The organism is Paraburkholderia tropica (assembly GCF_900109265.1).
In the GTDB taxonomy this organism is placed as follows: Bacteria; Pseudomonadota; Gammaproteobacteria; order Burkholderiales; family Burkholderiaceae; genus Paraburkholderia; species Paraburkholderia tropica.
Genome location: NZ_FNZM01000025.1, coordinates 50,922 through 69,440 on the forward strand (window position 1 = coordinate 50,922; position 18,519 = coordinate 69,440).

The 18,519-nt window shown below is 70.9% G+C and carries 2 protein-coding genes; both read right to left on the bottom strand.

The genetic code is table 11. From position 1 onward, the window contains the following. Complete coding sequence (locus BMY06_RS32900; RefSeq protein WP_074987201.1) at positions 1-6,975, bottom strand: non-ribosomal peptide synthetase; 6,975 nt, start codon at positions 6,973-6,975, stop codon at positions 1-3. Next, positions 6,972-18,485 (bottom strand): non-ribosomal peptide synthetase, encoded by an 11,514-nt coding sequence (locus BMY06_RS32905; protein ID WP_074987202.1) that lies wholly within the window; start codon positions 18,483-18,485, stop codon positions 6,972-6,974. Before BMY06_RS32905 ends, BMY06_RS32900 begins: the two co-directional genes overlap by 4 nt. Between the last annotated feature and the right edge of the window lie 34 nt (positions 18,486-18,519).

Genomic DNA, 18,519 nt, shown 5'->3' on the forward strand with positions numbered 1-18,519 from the left:
TCAGCACTCTCGTTCTGGGCTGCGGGCGTCGTGCGCGACGTCCGCGGATGACGGCGAGGTAGACAAGGACGATGCAAGCGGCGCGCGCGGATCGGCGCTCACCGCGTCGAGCGTCGCGCGCCACGCGTCGAACGCGCGCTCGATGGTCGCGGCGTCGAACAGCGCGCTCGCGTAGACCCATTCGATGTCGTAGCCGCCGTCCACGGCTTCGACGAACAGCGCCATGTCGAATTTCGACTGCGTCGTCGGCGGGCGCAGCAACTCGACCGCGAGTCCCGGCACGCGCGTGTTGCCGCGCGGCAGGTCGCGCAGCACGAACAGCACCTGCACGAGCGGATTGGCGTCGCGGCGACGCTTGAGCGCGAGCGCGTCGACGATGCGGTCGAACGGCAGCGCGCGATGATCGAGCGCGTCCCACGTCGACTGTCTGGCGGCGTCGAGCCACGCGTCGAAGCTCGCGAGATTCGCGCCGTCGGCGGCGATGCGCGAGCGCAGCGGCACCACGTTGACGAAGAAGCCGATCAGCGCTTCCAGCTCGGCGCGCTCGCGTCCGTCGACATCGGTGCCGATCACCAGATCGTCCGCGCCCGTGTGGCGATGCAGGAACCACTGGAAGCTCGCGAGCAGCACGGCGAACGGCGTCATGCCGTGCGCCTGCGCGAGCGTGCGCACGCGTGCGCCGAGCGTCGCGTCGAGCCGGAAATGGCGCGCCGCGCCCGCGTGCGACACCCGCGCGGGCCGCGCGCGATCGGTCGGCAGCGGCAGCAGCGCCGGCGCATCGGCGAGATAGCCGCGCCAGAACTGCTGCGCCTCGCGCACCGCGTCGGGCGTGAAACGCGCGCGCTGCCAGTGTGCGTAATCGGCGTACTGCACGGCCAGCGGCGCGAGCGCGGGCGGCGCGCCGTCGCGTTGCGCGCGGTAGAGCTCGCACAGTTCGTCGAGCAGGATATGCACCGACCCTCCATCGGCGACGATGTGATGCAGCGACACGATCAGCACGTGATGCGCGGCCTCGAAACGCAGCAGCGTCGCGCGCACGAGCGGCGCGCGAGACAGATCGAACGGCGTGCGCGCGGCGTCGTCGAGCGCCTGGGCGATGGCTTGGGTCCGCGCGTTCTCGTCGCTGTTTGTGTGGCTGTTTGTGTGGCTGTTCGCGTCGTTGTCCGGATGCGCGAGCGGCTCGATCACCGGCATCAACACCTCCATGCGCGGCGCGATCTTGAGCACCGGATCGCCCTCGTCGTCGGCGTCGAAGGCCGAGCGCAGCACCTCGTGACGCGCGATCAAGGCGGCCAGGCTGCGTTGCAGCCGCGCCGCGTCGAGCGGGCCGCGCAGATCGAGCCCCGCCGTCATGTTGTACGACGCGAGCGCGCGGTCCGCGAGTTGATCGACGACCCAGATGCGCTGCTGCATCAGCGAAAGCGGCAAGGCGCTGCGGTCCGCAAGCGCGTGAAGCGGCGTGGCGGATTCGGCCTTGTTCGACGCCTGATTCGAAGCACGATCCGATTCCACTCGCAATGCATCGATGCGCGCGGCGAGCGCGGCCAGCGTCGGCGACGCGAAGATCTCGCGCAACGGCAATTCGACCGCCCAGCGCGAACGCACGCGCGACGCGAGCCGCATCGCCGCCAGCGAATGGCCGCCGAGCGCGAAGAAGCTGTCGTCGCGCGCGATCGACAGCGATGACGCGGCGGCTGCGTTGTCCGCTGCGTTATCCGCAGCGCTATCCGTCCCATTCGACGGCTCCAGCAGCGCGGCCCAGCATTGCGCGAGCGCCGTTTCGGTCTCGCCCTGCGGCGCCGCACGCGCGGCCTCGCGATGCGGCGCGGCCGGACGCGCGAGCGCGCTCAGCGCCTGACGATCGAGCTTGCCGTTGCGATTCAGCGGCAGCGCGTCGATCACGCGCAACAGCGACGGCACCATGTAGTCGGGCAACAGCGCGGCCAGCGCGCGCTTGAGCGCCGCCGCGTCGAGCGACGCGCCGGGCTGCGGCGTCGCGAACGCGGCCAGGCGCGCGCCCGCCACCACGATCACCGCCGCGTCGCGCACGCCGTCGAGCGCCTTCAGGCGCGCCGCGATCTCGCCGGGCTCCACGCGATAGCCGCGAATCTTCACCTGATCGTCGATACGGCCGAGATATTCGAGGCTGCCGTCGGCGAGACGCCGCGCGCGATCGCCGCTGCGATACAGCCGCGCGCCCGCCGCGAACGGATGCGGCACGAAGCGCGCGGCCGTGAGCGCGGGCTGGTGCAGATAGCCGAGCGCGACGCCCGCGCCGCCCAGATACAGCTCGCCGGTCCCGCCCGTGCCGACCGGATTCAGATGCTCGTCGAGCAGCCAGGTTTCGTTGTTGTCGAGCGGGCGGCCCAGCGGCAAGGTCGCCGCCGCGCGGCACGCCTGAGCGGCAGGCTGCGTGAGAATGCCGACCGTCGTCTCGGTCGGGCCATAGTGATTGTGGACGCGGCAATCGGGCCGCAACGCGGCGATCGTGTCGAGCAGTTCCCACGAGGTCGCCTCGCCGCCGAGCACAAGCGTATGCGCGGGCAGCGCGTCGGCGGCGCGTTCGGCTTGCAGCAGCGCGTGCAGATGGCCCGGCACGATCTTGAGCACGTCGATGCGCGCGGCCGCCAGCGTCTGCGCGAAACGGTCGGCGTCGAGCGTGGTGTCGCGATCGATCAGATGCAGCGCGCCGCCCGAGGCGAGCGCGCCGAACAGCACCGTATGGCCAAGATCGGCGCCGATGGTCGAGACCATCGCGAAGCGCGCGCGCGGCGGCGGATCGAGCCGCGCGAGCACGGCGTCGACATAGTTCGTCAGTGCCCCGTGCGCGATAACCACGCCCTTGGGCGCGCCGCTCGATCCCGACGTGTAGATCACGTAGGCGGCGCTGCGCGGATCGACGGCGGGCAATGCATGGGGCGCGCGATCTTGTTGCTCCCGCCGTGCCTCTTCTTGCGCCTCTTCTTGCGCCGCGTCGATGCGCGCGTGCTGCACGCCCATGAGGTCGAGCGCGGAGCAATCGTCCTCGCACAGCACGAAACGCGCGCCGCAATCGCACAGCGTCTGCGCGAGGCGTTGCGGCGGATTGCCCGCGTCGAGCGCCACATACGCACCGCCCGCCTTGAGCACGCCGAGCATCGCCACGACAAAGCGCGCCGAGCGATGCGCGACGATCGCGACCGGCTCGCCGCCCTGAAGATCGCGCGCGAGCAGCCATTGCGCGACGTGCGCCGCGCGCGCGTCGAGTTCCGCGTAGCTCATGCGCAGCGCGCCATCGATGACGGCCGGCGCATCCGGTTGCGTGTCCGCATGCCGCGCGACGCGCAGATGAATCGGCTCGCCCGGCGGCGTGCGCCGCGCGACGCTTGCGGCGCTCACGCGCGCGCGTTCGTCGGCATCGAGCAGATCGAGCGTGGCCAGCGTCGGCGCGGCGGCATCGGTCATGTCGGCGCTTCGATCGCCGAGTGCGTGCGCGAACGCCTCCACCGCGCGCAGATACTGCGCGGCCATGCGCTCGACGCTGGCCGCGTCGAAGCGCGCGCTCGCGTAGGTGAAGTAAGCGCGCATCGAGCCGTCGCGGCTTTCGCGCAGGTCGAGCGCGAGCGGCACCTTCACGTGCGTCTCCGCGATCTCGACGCGCTCGGCGCGCGCCCCCGGCCAACGCGCGAGCGCCGGGTAATCGTCGCTCAGGTAGTTGAAACTGGTCTCGAACAGCGGACCGTGCTGCGCGTCGCGCGCGGGCCGCAGATGCTCGACCAGCACGTCGAACGGCAGCGCCTGGTTCGCCTGCGCGTCGAGCGTGCGCTGGCGCAGCTGCGAGAACAGACTCGCGAGCGGCGTCACGGCCTCGCAGTCGCTGTGCAGCACGAGCGTGTTGACGAAGAAGCCGATCACGTCGTGCGTCTCGGGCCGCGTGCGGTTCGCGACCGGCACGCCGGTGCGGATTGCGCGCTGCCCGGTCACGCGATAAAGCCACGCGTGATACGCGGCGAGCAGCACGACGAACGGCGTCGCGCGATGCCGGGCCGCCGCCGCGCGCACCGCCTGCGCGAGCGGCGCAGGCAGCGCGAACGCGACGCGCGCGGCGGCGCGCGGATCGGCGTTTTCGCTTGCGGTATCGGTGGCGGTGTGGTCGTAGGGCAGCGCGAGCGGCGGTGCGTCGTCGGCCAGCGCCGCGCGCCAGTACGCGAGTTGCCGCGCCGCTGCATCGCTCGCGAGCCAGCGGCGTTGCCACGCGGCGTAATCGGCGTAGGTGATGCGTGTTTTTGCTTTTGCTTGCGCTTCCCCATGCGTCGTTGCGCCATCAAGCGCGGCACGATAACCGTCGACGAGTTCCTCGACCAGCAACTGCATCGACCAGCCATCCGTGGCGATGTGATGCAGCGCGAGCATCAGCACGTGACGTTCGTCGCTCATGCGCACGAGTCCCGCGCGCAGCAGCGGCCCGCGCAGCAGGTCGAACGGCGCGTCGGCGAAACGTTGCGCGCATTCGCGGAGCGCGCGCTCACGGTCGTGTTCGTCGATATCGCCGAGATCGCTCAAATCGACATGCGCCCACGCAAGCGGCGCGGCGGCTTCGGTGCGCGGCGCGTAAAGGTGCGCGGCGTCGCCGGTTTCGACGAAATGCGTGCGCAGCGCCGCGTGACGCTCGCACAGGCGATCGAGGCTCTGGCGCAAGGCATCGCGATCGAGCGCGCCGTCGAGCCGGATGCCCGCCGCGACGTGATACGCGCGGCTCGCGGGATCGAGCCTCCACGCGAACAACTGACGCTGCTGCGCATGCGAAATCACGGCCTCTTCGGCGGGTTCGATCGGCGCGTTGTCCTGCGCCTCGTCTTGCGCGTCGTCCTGCGCCTCTTCAACCGATTCAGGTTCCGCAAGCGCCGCGGCCATCGCCGCGAGCGTCGGCGTTTCGAAGATCTGCGCGAGCGCGACGCGGCGGCCCAGCCGCGCGCCGATCAGCGCAACGAGTCGCGCCGCGCTCAGCGAACTGCCGCCGCTCGCGAAGAAATGCGCATCGGGCGCGAGCGCGAGACGCGCGTCGAGCGCCTCGCACCAGAGCGCGGCCAGCGCGCTTTCGCGTGCATCGAGCGCGGCCGGTGCGTCGGGCGCGCGCGCCGCATCGTCGTCGCCGCCGATCACGAACGCGCCCTGCTCCCAGAGCGCGTAGAGGTCGAGCGTGCGTGCGCGCCAGCCTTCGCGCGTCGCGGCGCGCTGGAGCTTGCCGCTCGACGTTTTCGGCAACGCGCCCGGATTGAGCAGCGCGATCGCGGCGGGCGTCTCGCCGCACGCATCGAACGCGATGCGGCGCAAGGTTTCGACGATCTGCGCGGCCGCGAAGCGCTTTTTCATGCGCGGCGCGATTTCGAGCGCGAGACCCAGCGTCTCGCCGCCGCCGAGCGTCGCGCCGAACGCGATCACGCGGCCCTTGCGCGCGAACTCGGCATGCGCCTCCACGGCCTGCTCGACGTCCTGCGGATAGAGATTGCGTCCGCGCACGATCACGAGATCCTTCACGCGTCCCGCGATGTACAGCTGTCCGTCGTGCACGAAACCCAGATCGCCCGTGCGCAGCCAGCGCGCCGGGCCGCTGCCGTCGGCGTGGCGCGGGGCGTCGACGAACGCCTGCGCGCTCGCGTCGGCGCGCTGCCAGTAGCCGTGCGCGACGCTCGGGCCGCTCACGTGAATTTCGCCGATGCGGCCATCCGCGAGCCGTTCGCCCGCGCGCGACGTTTCTGTCTCGACATTCGCTTCATGCGATTCATGCGATTCAGCCGCCGCGCGCGCCACGATCGCCACGCGATGCCCGGCCTGCACCGCGCCGCAGCCGACCAGCACGGTGGCCGCTTCGTCCGCGCGCGCCGCCTCGGCGCGTCCCGCCGAAAGCGCCGCGCTGCTGAACGCGTGCGAGACGAGTCCCGCGCCGCGCACGCCGCCGGTGACGAACAGCGTCGCCTCGGCAAGCCCATAGCACGGATAGAGCGCGGCGGCGGCGAAACCCGCCGGCGCGAAGCGCGCGACGAAGTCGTCGAGCGTGTCGCGCCGCACCGGTTCCGAGCCCGAAAACGCGAGCCGCCAGCTCGACAGATCGAGCTTCGCGCGCGTCTCGTCGTTGATGCGTTCCGCGCACAGCCGATAGGCGAAATCCGGCGCGCCCGAGATCGTGCCGCGATGGCGCGCGATGGCGTCGAGCCAGCGCAACGGCCGCTCCAGAAAGTATTGCGGCGACATCAGCACGAGCGGAATGCCGCTGAACGCCGGCTGCAACAGGCTGCCGATCAATCCCATGTCGTGATACAGCGGCAGCCAGCTGACGAACACGTCGTCGGGGCGCACGCCGAGTCCCGCCTGGATCGCGATCTCGTTGGCGAGCAGATTGCCGTGGCTCACCATCACGCCCTTCGGCGATCCCGTCGATCCCGAGGTGTACTGGAGAAACGCGAGATCGTCCGCGCGCACGGGATGCAGCGGCGCATCGGACGGCGTATCGCGCGCGTCTAACGTATCGACGGCCACCACGTCCGCGCCCGGCGCGAGCATCGCCCAGGCGTCGGCGTGACGCTCGTGCAGCGCGGCGGTCGTCAGCACGTAGCGCACGCCCGCATCGCGCGCGATGCCGCGCAGACGCGCGAGATGCTGTTCGCGCTTCGACTCCGGCGGATAGACCGGTACGGCCACGACGCCCGCGTACAGACAACCGAAGAACGCGCTCACGTAATCGACGCCGCTATCCATCAGGATCAGCGCGCGCTCGGCCGCCGCGCCGTCGCGCGCGAAACGCGCCGCCAGTGCCCGCGCGCGGCGGTCGAGTTGCGCGTAGTCGTAGCGCGTGTCGCCGTCGGCGTCGACGACGATCAGCGCCGTGGCCTCGGGCCGCTGGTGCGCGAGCGCGCGCAGGCGCGCCGCGAGTCCGTGCGCGGGCACGGCGTCGGTGTCGATGCCGTGGGGAAACACAATGTGTTGCGCGGCGTTCATCGCGTTGCCTCCAGCCAGGCGGCTTGCGCGAGGCTCGCGCGCAGTTCGCGCGCGAGCGCCTCGAACAGGTCGCGGTGCCGCACGATGCCCTGGTGATCCGCGTCGATCGAACCGGCCTGCGTGACGCGGCCCGCCACGCGCGCCTGCCACATCGCGGCGGACTCGGCCACCGAACGATGCGGCGCGCGCCCGGACCACCAGAGCGTCAGATCGACCGGCGCGCGGGACGCGGGCTGCACGCGCGCGATATGGCCCAGATGGCGCTGGAACAGCAGCACCTTGCCGAGCAGCGCGCGCGTCTGCGGATCGTCGTCGAGTGTGTCCGGCAGCGGCCAGCGGCGGCGTGCGCCGTCGAGCAGCGTGCGCAGTTCGGCGTCGCTCGCGTGCCAGTTCTGCGCGGTGTCGGCGCTGATAAAGGCGTCGTCGGGCGCGGCGTCGTCGGCGTGCGGCACGTAGGCGTCGATCAGGCCGACGAAGGCCACCTGCGCGCCGTCCGCGACGAGCGCGCGCGCCACCTCGGCGGCGAGCAGCCCGCCGACCGACCAGCCGATCAGCCGATACGGCCCGTGCGGCTGCACGCTGCGGATGCGCGCCGCGTAATCGGCGGCCAGTTGCGCGAGATCGCCGGGCCACCAGCTTTCGGTGTGGAACGGCGCCTGCACGCCATGCACGCTGGCCACGCCGTCGAGCGCTTCGGCGAGCGGCCGGTAGTCGGCGACGAGACCCGACGCGGCATGCAGCGCGAACACGCGCGGCAGGTCGCTGCACGGCGACAGCGCGACGATATTCGACGCACGCGGCGCACCGTGCGCCTGGGTCGTCGCCGATTCGATATGCGCGGCCAGCGCGCGCACCGTCGCGTGCTGGAACAGCGCTTCGAGCGTGAGGCCCGGCAAATCCAGATCGCGTGCGCGCGCCAGCAGTTTGAGCGCGAGCAGCGAATGACCGCCCGCCGCGAAGAAGTCGTCGGTGACGCCAAATTCGGCTTGCGGCAGCACCTCCTGCCACAGCGCGAGCAGACGCGCTTCGAGCGGCGTGCGCGGCGCCACGCGCGCCGCCGATGCGCCCGCCTGCGGCGCGGGCAGCGCCGCACGGTCGAGCTTGCCGTTCTGCATCAGCGGCAGGCGTTCGAGCCGCACCAGCGCCGACGGCACCATGTACGCGGGCAGCCGGCTTTCGAGCACGCGGCGCAGCGCGCCGTCGTCGGCTTCGTCAGCATCGCCGACGACATAACCGACCAGCCGCTTCGCGTCGCCCTCGCCGTGCAGCGCCACGGCGCTCGCCGTGACGCCCGGCGCCTCGCGCAGCACCGCCTCGATCTCGCCCGGCTCGATGCGGAAACCGCGCAGCTTCACCTGCTGATCGAGACGGCCGAGGAAGTCGATGCTGCCGTCCGCGCGGCGTCGGCACAGATCGCCGCTGCGATACAGTCGCGCGCCGGGCCGCTGCGGATCGGGCACGAAGCTCGCCGCCGTGAGACCGGGCCGCCCGAGATAGCCGCGCGCGAGCGTGAGCCCGCCGATACACAGCTCGCCCAGCGCGCCCGGCGGCAGCTCGTTGCCGTCGCGGTCCATCACGTAGACGCAGCGCGACGCATACGGCTCGCCGATCGACACGATGGTCTGCGCGCTGTCCTCCGCGCGCGTTTCGCGATACATGCACGCGACCGTGGTTTCGGTCGGACCGTAGAGGTTGTCGAGACGGATGTGCGCGAGCGGACCCGCCTGCCATTGCGCGAGCGCGTCGCCGGGCAAGCCCTCGCCGCCCACGGTGATCTGGCGCAGCGCGGCCAGATCCTCGCGCGGCGGCGGCGTGCGCAGCCATTGCTGCCAGTAGGCCGTCGGAATGCGCGCGAAGCTCACGCGGCCCTCTTTCAGATGGCGGCTCGTCGCGGGCGCGTCCCACAACTGCGGGCCGCGCATTTCGACCTGGCCGCCTTGCATCAGCGCGGGCAGCATCTCGTGCAGCGCGACGTCGAAATTGATCGTCGACGATTGCAGCTGCGTGTCGCGCGCGTCGATGCCATACGTGGCGATGAAGTCGTCGAGATGGCGGCTCAGCGCGTCGTGGCTCACCGCCACGCCCTTGGGCCGCCCCGCCGATCCCGAGGTGTAGATCACGTAGGCAAGCTGATCCGGGTGGATCGCGGCGTGCGCCTCGGGCGCGATGACGTCGCGCGCGCCGTCACGCAGCGCGGCGATGTCGAGCGCGTCGCGGCCCGCGAACAGCGCGCCGCAGGCGTCGAGCGTCGCGGCGTCGGCGAGCACGCAGGCAAGCTGCGCTTCGTCGATCATCGTGCGCAGACGCTCGGGCGGATAAGCCGGATCGAGCGGCACGAAGGCCGCGCCCGAACGCAGGACGCCGACGAGCGCCGCCACCAGCCCGACCGAGCGCGTGAGGCACAGACCGACGCGCTGCTCCGCGACCGCGCCGCGCGTCTGCAAGGTGCGCGCGATGCGGGCCGACCAGGCGTCGAGTTCGCCGTAATTCAGGTGCTCGCCCTCGCAGTGCAGCGCGTGTGCGTGCGGCTGCATGCGCGCCCGTTCGGCGATGCGCGCGCCCACCGGCGAGAAAGGATGTGCGTGCAACGGTTCTGCGCTTTGCGGCCGCGCGGGCGCGAGTTGCAGCGCGGCCAGCGGCGTGTTCGCATCGGCGACGATCTGGCCGAGCATCGTCACGTAATCGGCGAGCAGACGATCGACGGTCGCCGCGTCGAACACGTCGCGCGCGTAGGTGAAGGACAGCAGCGTGCTGTTCTTCGATGCGTTCTTCGATGCGTTCGTCGTGTTCGTCGCCGTGTGCTTCACTTCGCGCGCGGTCAGCACGAGGTCGAAGCGCGCGGTGCCCGTCGACGTTTCAATCGGCGACGCGCGCAGTCCGGGCAGATGCAAACCGTCGCCCGGCGCGCCGCCGTCGTAGTTGAACATCACGCTGAAAAGCGGCGTGTGCGAAAGGCTGCGCTCGGGGCTCAGCGCCTCGACCACGCGCGCGAACGGCACCTGCTGATGCGCCTGCGCCTCGACGAGCCGCTCGCTCACGTGGCGCACCAGCGCGCTCACGTCGCCGAGGCCGTCGAGTTCGCTACGCACCACCAGCGTGTTGACGAAGAAGCCGACCATGCGCTGCGTGTCGAGCCGGTCGCGTCCCGTCGCGGGCACGCCCACGCGGATGTCGTACTGGCCGCTGTAGCGCGCGAGCAGCAGGTCGAACGCCGCCAGCAGCACGGCCGCGCTGGTCGTGTCGTGACGGCGCGCGAGCGTGCGCACCGCCGCGGCGGTCGCCTCCGGAAGCGCGACGCCGACGCGTCCGCCCGCCTGGCTGCGCCGCGCGCCCGGCCGCCGGTCGAACGGCAGTTCGAGCGCGGCATGCTCGCCCGCGAGCCGCACGCGCCAGAAGTCGAGATCGGCTTCGGCGCGCGCGCTTTGCGCCGCGTCGCGCTGCCACAGCGCGTAATCGGCGTACTGGCGCGGCAGCGGCGCGGATTCGCGCAACAAGCCGTGAATGTGCGCCGCGTAGGCGCGTGAGAACTCGTCGAGCAGGAGCTGATTCGACCAGGCGTCGGAGATCAGATGATGCGTGAGGACATGCAACACGTGATCGCGCTCGCCGAGGCGGATCAAGGTCACGCGCAGCAGCGGCCCCGCGTCCAGATCGAACGGCGTGCGCGAGATCGACTGGAGCGTGTCGGCGAGACGCTGGGCCTGCTGCGCGCACGGCACATCAGCGAGATCGAGCACCGACAGCACGGGCGCGGGCGCATCGAAGCGTTGCAGCGCCTCGCCGTCGGTTTCCACGAAACGCGTGCGCAGGCTTTCGTGACGCGCGACCAGCGCCGCGAGCGCGCCCTGCACCGCCGCGCGGTCGAGCGTGCCTTCGAGACGCACCGCGCCCGGCAGGTTGTAGGCCGCGCTGCGCGGATCGAGACGCGCGAAGAACCACAGACGCGCCTGCGCGGGCGAAAGCGGCGCGGCGTCCATGTCGGCCGGACGTGCGGGCAGCGTGTGCGTTTCCGTGTTTGCGTTCGTGTTCGTGGCATCGGCGCTCGCACCGCCACGCAACGCGCTCAGTTCGCGCGCGAGATCGGCGAGCACGGGCGCGGCGAACACCAGGCGCACGGGCACGTCGATACGCCACGCCTCGCGCAGCGCCGCCGTCATCCGCAGCGCGAGCAGCGACTGGCCGCCGAGCGCGAAGAAGTGATCGCGGCGGCCCACACGCGCGACGCCGAGCAGCGATTGCCACACGTCGGCGAGTTGCGTTTCGATGTCGCCTTGCGGCGGCTCGAAGGTGTCGGCGTCCGCTTCGAGCGTGGGCGCGGGCAGCGCGTGACGGTCGATCTTGCCGTTGCTGTTCAGCGGCAGCCGTTCGAGCACGACGACGGCGGCCGGCACCATGTAATCGGGCAGCGCACGCGAGAGCCGTTCGCGCAGTGCAGCGCCGATGGCGGCATCGTCGGCTGCGGCACCAGGTGCGTGCGGCGCGACATAAGCAACGAGGCGGACATCACGCACATCGCGCTCGTCAGTCGCCGACGCCTGCTGCGCCACGACGATCGCTTCGCGCACCGCCTCCTGCGCGAGCAATTGCGCCTCGATTTCGCCCGGCTCGATCCGAAAGCCGCGAATCTTCATCTGATGATCGGCGCGGCCCAGATAGTCGAGCCTGCCGTCGCCGCGCCATTTCGCCAGATCGCCGGTGCGATAGAGACGCGCGCCCGGCGTGTCGAACGGATTCGGCACGAAGCTCGCCGCGCTCAAGCCCGCGCGGCCCTGATAGCCGCGCGCGAGCCCCACGCCACCGATATAGAGGTCGCCCGCCACGTTCGCAGGCGCGAGATCGAGATTCGCGTCGAGCACGTAAAGCTGCGTCGCGGCGATGGGCGCGCCGATCACAGGCGCGGCGTCCGTCACGCGGCCCGCCGCCGACCAGATGGTCGTTTCGGTCGGACCGTAGAGATTCCATAGCTCGATGCCTTCGCCGAGCGCGAGCAGATCGCGCGCGAGATCGGCCTGCAAGGCTTCGCCGCCGCACAGCGCCTTGAAACGGCGCGGTGCTGTGTTTTGCGCTTGCGTCGATGTTTGCCGCCACGCGGCCGAAGGCCAGCCGCCCGCGCGCAAGAGCCGCCAACCCGCCGGCGTCGATTGCAGCGCCGTCGCGCCCGACGTGTCGATCAGACGCGCGAGCGCCGCACCGTCGCGCACCGTCTCGCGCGGCGCGATCACCACGCGCGCGCCCACCGTGAGCGGCAAGAAGAGTTCGAGCGCGGCGATGTCGAATGAGAGCGACGTGACGGCCACGAGCACGTCGTCGGCGGCGAGGCCCGGCGCCTCGCGCATCGAGAGCAGGAAGTGCCCCAGCGCGCCATGCGTGACCATCACGCCCTTGGGCGTGCCCGTCGAGCCCGAGGTGTAGATCACATACGCGAGTTGCGCGCCCGTCACCTCCACATTCGGACGATGCGCGGGTTCGTCGCCGAGATCGGCGCGGTCGAGTTCGAGGCGCGCAAGACGCGTTTGCGGATCGCAGGCGTCGGCGTGTGCGCTATCGGCGATCAGCACGCGCGCGCCGCTATCGGCGAGCATGAACGCGCGCCGCGCCACCGGCAGCGCCGGATCGAGCGGCACATACGCGCCGCCCGCCTTGTGGACCGCGAGCAGCGCCGCGACCATGTCGGCCGAGCGCTCGACGCACACGCCGACGCGCGTTTCCGGCGCGACGCCGAGCGTCAGCAGCCGATGCGCGAGCCGGTTGGCACGCGCGTCGAGTTCGGCGTAGCTGAGCGTGACGCCGCCGCACTGGAGCGCGACGGCGTGCGGCGTCGTGGCCGCCTGGCGCTCGATCAGCCGATGCGCGCACGCGGCCTGCGCGAAACGCCGCGCGTTGCGTCCGAGCGCGAGCAGACGCGCGCGTTCGGCGTCGTCGAGCAGCGCCGGATGACGCGTCTCGCGTTCGCTCGCGATCTGTTGCAGCACGCCGAGATAACTGTCGAACAGGCGCTCGACGGTGGCCGCATCGAACACGTCGCTCGCATAGGTGAGCGCGAGCTGGATGTGGCCGCCCTGCGTCGCGACATCGAGCGCAAGATCGACCTGCGCCGACGCCGCCGTGCCCGCGAGCGTGCGCACCGTGAGGCCCGGCAGCGCGAACGGCGCGCCGTGCGCGGCGTCGTTTTCCTCGACGTAGTTGAACATCGCCTGGAACAGCGGCGTATGCGCGACGCTGCGCTGCGGTTGCAGACGCTCGACGAGCGTCGCGAACGGCACGTCGGCGTGAGCGTGCGCGCCCGCCATGCGCGTGCGCACTTCGTCGAGCAGCGCGCTGAACGGCGCGTGGCGCGGCGTGGTCATGCGGATCACGAGCGTGTTGACGAAGAAGCCGATCAGCGGCTCGGTTTCGAGGCGGTCGCGGCCCGCGACGGGCACGCCGACGCGCACGTCCTGCTGACCGCCATAGCCTTGCAGCAGCGAGCCGAACGCGGCCAGCAACATCATGAAGCGCGTCGCGCCCTGCTCGCGCGCGCCGGCGTCGAGCGCCTGCGCCAGCGCGGGATCGAGCGTGCGGCGCAGCGTGGCGCCCGCCGTGCCGCGCGGGCCGGTGCGCACGCGATCGACGGGCAGCGCGAGCAGCGGCTGCGTGTCGATCGCGTCATTCGTACCACTTTCACCGCCCAGTTCGCGCATCCAGTAGTCGATCTGCGCCGTGTCCTGTGCGGCGAGACGCGCGCGCTGCCAGATCGCGTAGTCGCCGAATTGCACCGGCAGCGGCGCGAACGCGGGCGACGCGCCGCGCAACGCCGCCGCATAGCCTTGCGCGAATTCGCGCAGCAACGTGGCTTGCGACCACGCATCGGAGACGATGTGCGGCATCGCGAAATGCAACACGGTTTCGTCGGCGAGTTGCGTCTCTGCGTGCGGATACGTCAGCAGCGTCACGCGCAGCATCGGGCCGCGTTCGAGATCGAACGGCAGCCGCGTGAGCGCTTTCAGACGCGCGTCGAGTTCGTCGGCGCGAGCAAGCTGTTCTTCGCGCCAGTCGTAACTGCCCGCCGCATCGACGTGTTGCCACGCCTCGCCCGCATGCTCCACGAAGCGCGTGCGCAGCGTCTCGTGACGCGCGACCAGCGCATCGAGCGAGCGGCGCACGGCCGCGCGGTCGAGCACGCCCGTCAGCGCCACCGCGCCCGAGATCGTGTAGGCGGCGCTCGCCGGATCGAGCTTCCAGAGGAACCAGAGACGCTGCTGGCCGTCGGTCAGCGGGATCGGCGTGCCGGGCGCGCGCGGCACGATCGTGTCGACGTTCGCCGGCGTGTCGCTTTCCGCGGCGAGTTCCGCGGCGAGATCGGCAAGCACGGGGTTCAGAAACAGCGTGCGCAGCGAGACCGCGCGAGCGAGCGCCTCGCGCACGCGCGCGGCGACCTGCATCATCAGCAGCGAATGGCCGCCGATTTCGAAAAAGTTGTCGGTCACGCCCAGATCGTCGCGGCCGAGCACGGTCTGCCAGATCGCCAGCAGCGTGCGTTCGGTCTCGCTGCGCGGCGCGGTGCGGCGGCGCGCAGCGTCCTGCCCCGGCTCGGGCAGCGCGGCGCGGTCGAGCTTGCCGTTTTGCATCGTCGGCAGGCGGTCGAGCCAGACCAGCGCGGACGGCACCATGTAGCCCGGCAAACGGCTTTGCAGCAGACGGCGCACGGCCGTGTCGTCGGCCTCGCCCACCACGTAGCCGACGAGGCGCTTCGCGTCGCCCTCGCCGCGCAATGCGGCGGCGGCCGCTTCGACGCCCGGCGCCTCGCGCAGCACGGCTTCGATTTCGCCGAGTTCGATGCGATGCCCGCGCAGCTTCACCTGCTGATCGAGGCGGCCGAGAAAGTCGATGCTGCCGTCCAGGCGCCGGCGGCACAGATCGCCGGTGCGATAGAGACGGCTGCCGGGCGCGCCCTGCGGATCGGGCACGAAGCGTTCGGCCGTGAGCGCGGCGCGGCCCAGATAGCCACGCGCGAGCGTGTCGCCGCCGACGCACAGTTCGCCGAGCGCGCCGACCGGCGCTTCGTTGCCGTCGGCGTCGCACACGCGCGCGGTGCGCGACGGATACGGGCCGCCGATCGACACGATCGCCTGCGCCTCGTCCTGCGCGCGCGTCTCGCGATACAGGCAGGCGATGGTGGTTTCGGTCGGCCCGTAAAGGTTGTCGAGGCGGATATGGCCGAGCGGGCCGCTGCGCCACTGACGCAGCGCGTCGCCAGGCAGGCCCTCGCCGCCCACGGTGATCTGGCGCAGCGCTGCGAGCGCGTCGGCGGGCGGCGGCTCGCGCAGCCATTGCTGCCAGTAAGCGGTGGGAATGCGCGCGAACGTGACCTTCTGCTCGATCAGATGATGGCTCGTGGTTTCCGGGTCCCAGAGCTGCGGGCCGCGCATTTCGATCTGGCCGCCCATCAGCAGCGCGGGCAGCATTTCGTGCAGCGCGACGTCGAAGTTGATCGTCGACGATTGCAGTTGCTTGTCGTGCGCGCCGATCGCGTAGGTGCCGATGAAATCGTCGAGGTGACGCGCGAGCGTGCCGTGCGTGATCGCCACGCCTTTCGGGCGTCCGGTCGAGCCCGAGGTGTAGATCACGTAGGCGAGCTGGTCGGGGTGGATCGGCGCGGCGGACGTGGCGCGGGCGCTTTCGTCTGCATCATTTGCATCATTTGCTTCGCTCGCGAGCGAGGCGATGTCGACGGTTTCGCGCCCGTTCAGCAGCGCGCCCAGACGCGCCGCGCCCGCCGCATCGGCCAGCACGCAGTCGATTCCGGCGTCGTCGAGCATCGCGGCGAGGCGTTCGAGCGGATACGCGGGGTCGAGCGGCACGAAGGCAGCGCCCGACTTCAGCACGCCGAGCACGCCCGCGACCAGCGCGGCCGAGCGCTCCACGCACAGGCCGATGCGCTGATCGGCCCGCGCGCCGAGCGTGCGCAGACGCGTCGCGATCCGCGTGCTCCAGCGTTCCAGTTCGCCGTAACGCTGCGTCTCACCTTCGCAATGCACGGCCTGCGCGTGCGGCTGCGCGGCGGCGCGGCGGCTGAATCGCGCGCCGACGGCTTCGAATGCGGCGGCGTTCGCGGCGGCGTCCGGTTGCGTGCGTTCGCGCACGCGTTCGTCCACGAGCGCGAAACTTGCGAGCGGCTGCTCGATCACGCTGGCAACCTGCGCGAGCAGACGCGCAAGATGATTCAGCATCTGCTCGACGATGGCCGGCTCGAACAGATCGGCGGCGTAGTTGAACGCGAGGCGCACGCCGTCGTCGCGCTCGATTGCGTTGAGCACGAGGTCGAAGCGCGCGGTCGGCAGATCGGCGCTCAATTCGCTCACCTGCAGGCCCGCGACCTCGAATGCCACGCGCTGCGCGCGCGTGTGGTTGAACATCACCTGGAACAGCGGCGTCTGGCCCGCGTTGCGCTCGGGTTGCAGCACTTCGACCAGTTGCGCGAACGGCAGGCTGTCGTGACGATGCGCATCGAGCACGGTCTGATGCAGACGATCGAGCAGCGCGCCGAAGCTCGCCGCGCCGCGCAGATCGGCGCGAATCACCAGCGTGTTGACGAAGAAGCCGATCAGCGGCTCGGTTTCCAGGCGATTGCGGCCCGACACCGGCATGCCGATGCGCAGATCCTGCTGACCCGTGTAGCGCGCGAGCAGCACCGCGTATGCGGCGAGCAGCAGCGTCGGCAAGGTCGTGCGGCGCGCGGCGGCGAGCGACTTGAGCGCGCGCGCGGTGGCCGCGTCGAGATCGACGCTCGCGCGCGCGCCCGGCACGTTGCGAATGCCGCCGCGCGGCTTCGTCACCGGCAGATCGAGCGTGGCAGGCGTGTCGCCGAGTTGCGTGGTCCAGTAGTGCAAGGCGGCGTCGCGCTCGCCGTCGTCGGCCCATTCCTGCTGCCACGCCGCGAAGTCGCCGTACTGCACGGCCAGCGGCGAGGCGGCGGGCGTGCGCCCGGCCATCAGTTCGCCATAGGCCGCGACGAATTCGTCGAGCAGCAGTTTGACCGACGCGTGATCGGCTACGATGTGATGCAGCGCGACGTGCAGCACGTGGCGCTGCGCGCTTTCGTTGCTATCGTCGATCGTTGCCGCTTCGCGCAGCAAGGCGATGCGCAGCAGCGGGCCGCGCGTGAGATCGAACGGCGCGAGCGAGAGCGACTGAAGCCGCTGGTCGAGCGCATCGGAAGTCGACGCGTCGCGCAGATCGACTTCGGACCACGCGTAATTCACGCCGCCGACAATCTGCTCGACCTGCCCGTCGCGTTCCTCGAAATGCGTGCGCAGCGCCTCGTGCCGCGCGACCACGTGATCGAGCGCCGCGCGCAATCGGTCGACGTCGAGCGCGCCTTCGAGACGCAGCGCGCCCGCGATGTTGTAGCCGGCGTCGTCGGGATTCAGTTGCCAGAGGAACCAGAGGCGCGCCTGCGCGGGCGACAGCGCGAAGCGCTGCGTGCGGTCCGCGAGCGGCACGATCGGCAGCGCCTTGCCGCTCAGCCCGCGCTCGCGCAGACGCGCGCGGAACGTCGCGCGCCGGTCGGCGGGCAGGCTCGCGTAGTTGCGCGCGATGGCCGCGAAATCCGCCGTCGATGCGGGCGCGGGCGATGCAGGCGATGAAGGCGTCATGGCGGCAGGCCCAGGTTCGGTGGCGGATTCAAGCTCGCGCTCGCGCCGCGCCGCGAGCGGCTGCACGCCCGCCTCGCGCGCCTTGCGCTTGAGGAACGGGCAGACATCGGCGGCGCGCACGTTGTGGTCGTCGAGGAAATACTGCTTCCATTCGAGATTGCCTGGATCGCCGTAAAAACCAAGGTCCGGATGCGCGGGCGTGTCGTCCCACGTTTCGAGGCGCTTGCGCACCTGGTTGCGCGCCTCGCGGCCGATCACCTTGTTGGTGATGGTGTCTACGAACACGCTGCGCGGCTGGAACAGCAGCACCATGCCCGGCCCGAGATTGCGGCTGTGACGCAGCGAAAACGACGGGCACGCGCACACCACGAACATCTGCACGCCCGCGAACGAGAACTCCCACGATTCGTCGGACGGCTCGGGCTGCTGATCGGCCTGCGGATCGGGATCGACGTTGTGCAGTTGCTGCAGCGCGTGCCAGAAGAGTTCGTGATACGCGTCGTGCGAGAGCGGCTCGGCATCGGGCTCGAAAAACACGGCGATGTTGTTCTTGCGGTATTGCGGCAGCGAAGCCAGTTCCGCGAAGGTTTGCATCGTGGCCGGCAGATCGGCGATGTCCTTGCCGTGCACGAACGAATAGAACATTTCGCCGCGCCGCTCGGCCTGCGTGCCGAAGAAGCACGGATACGCCGGATGCATCACCTGCTCGCGCAGCGTCGCGTACGAGGCGTCGAGCCAGGCGGGCGGCTGCACGTCGGCGCCGCACGCGCGGCCCTTGATGATGCGGCTTTTCCAGTCCTGCGCCGTGAAAACCGGCGCTTCGTTCAGCGCTGCGTTCGGCGTCTCTTGCTGCATCAGTTCGTCGTTGGGTTGCATCGTCTCGTTCCTTGGGTTCCGCACGGGTCTGTCG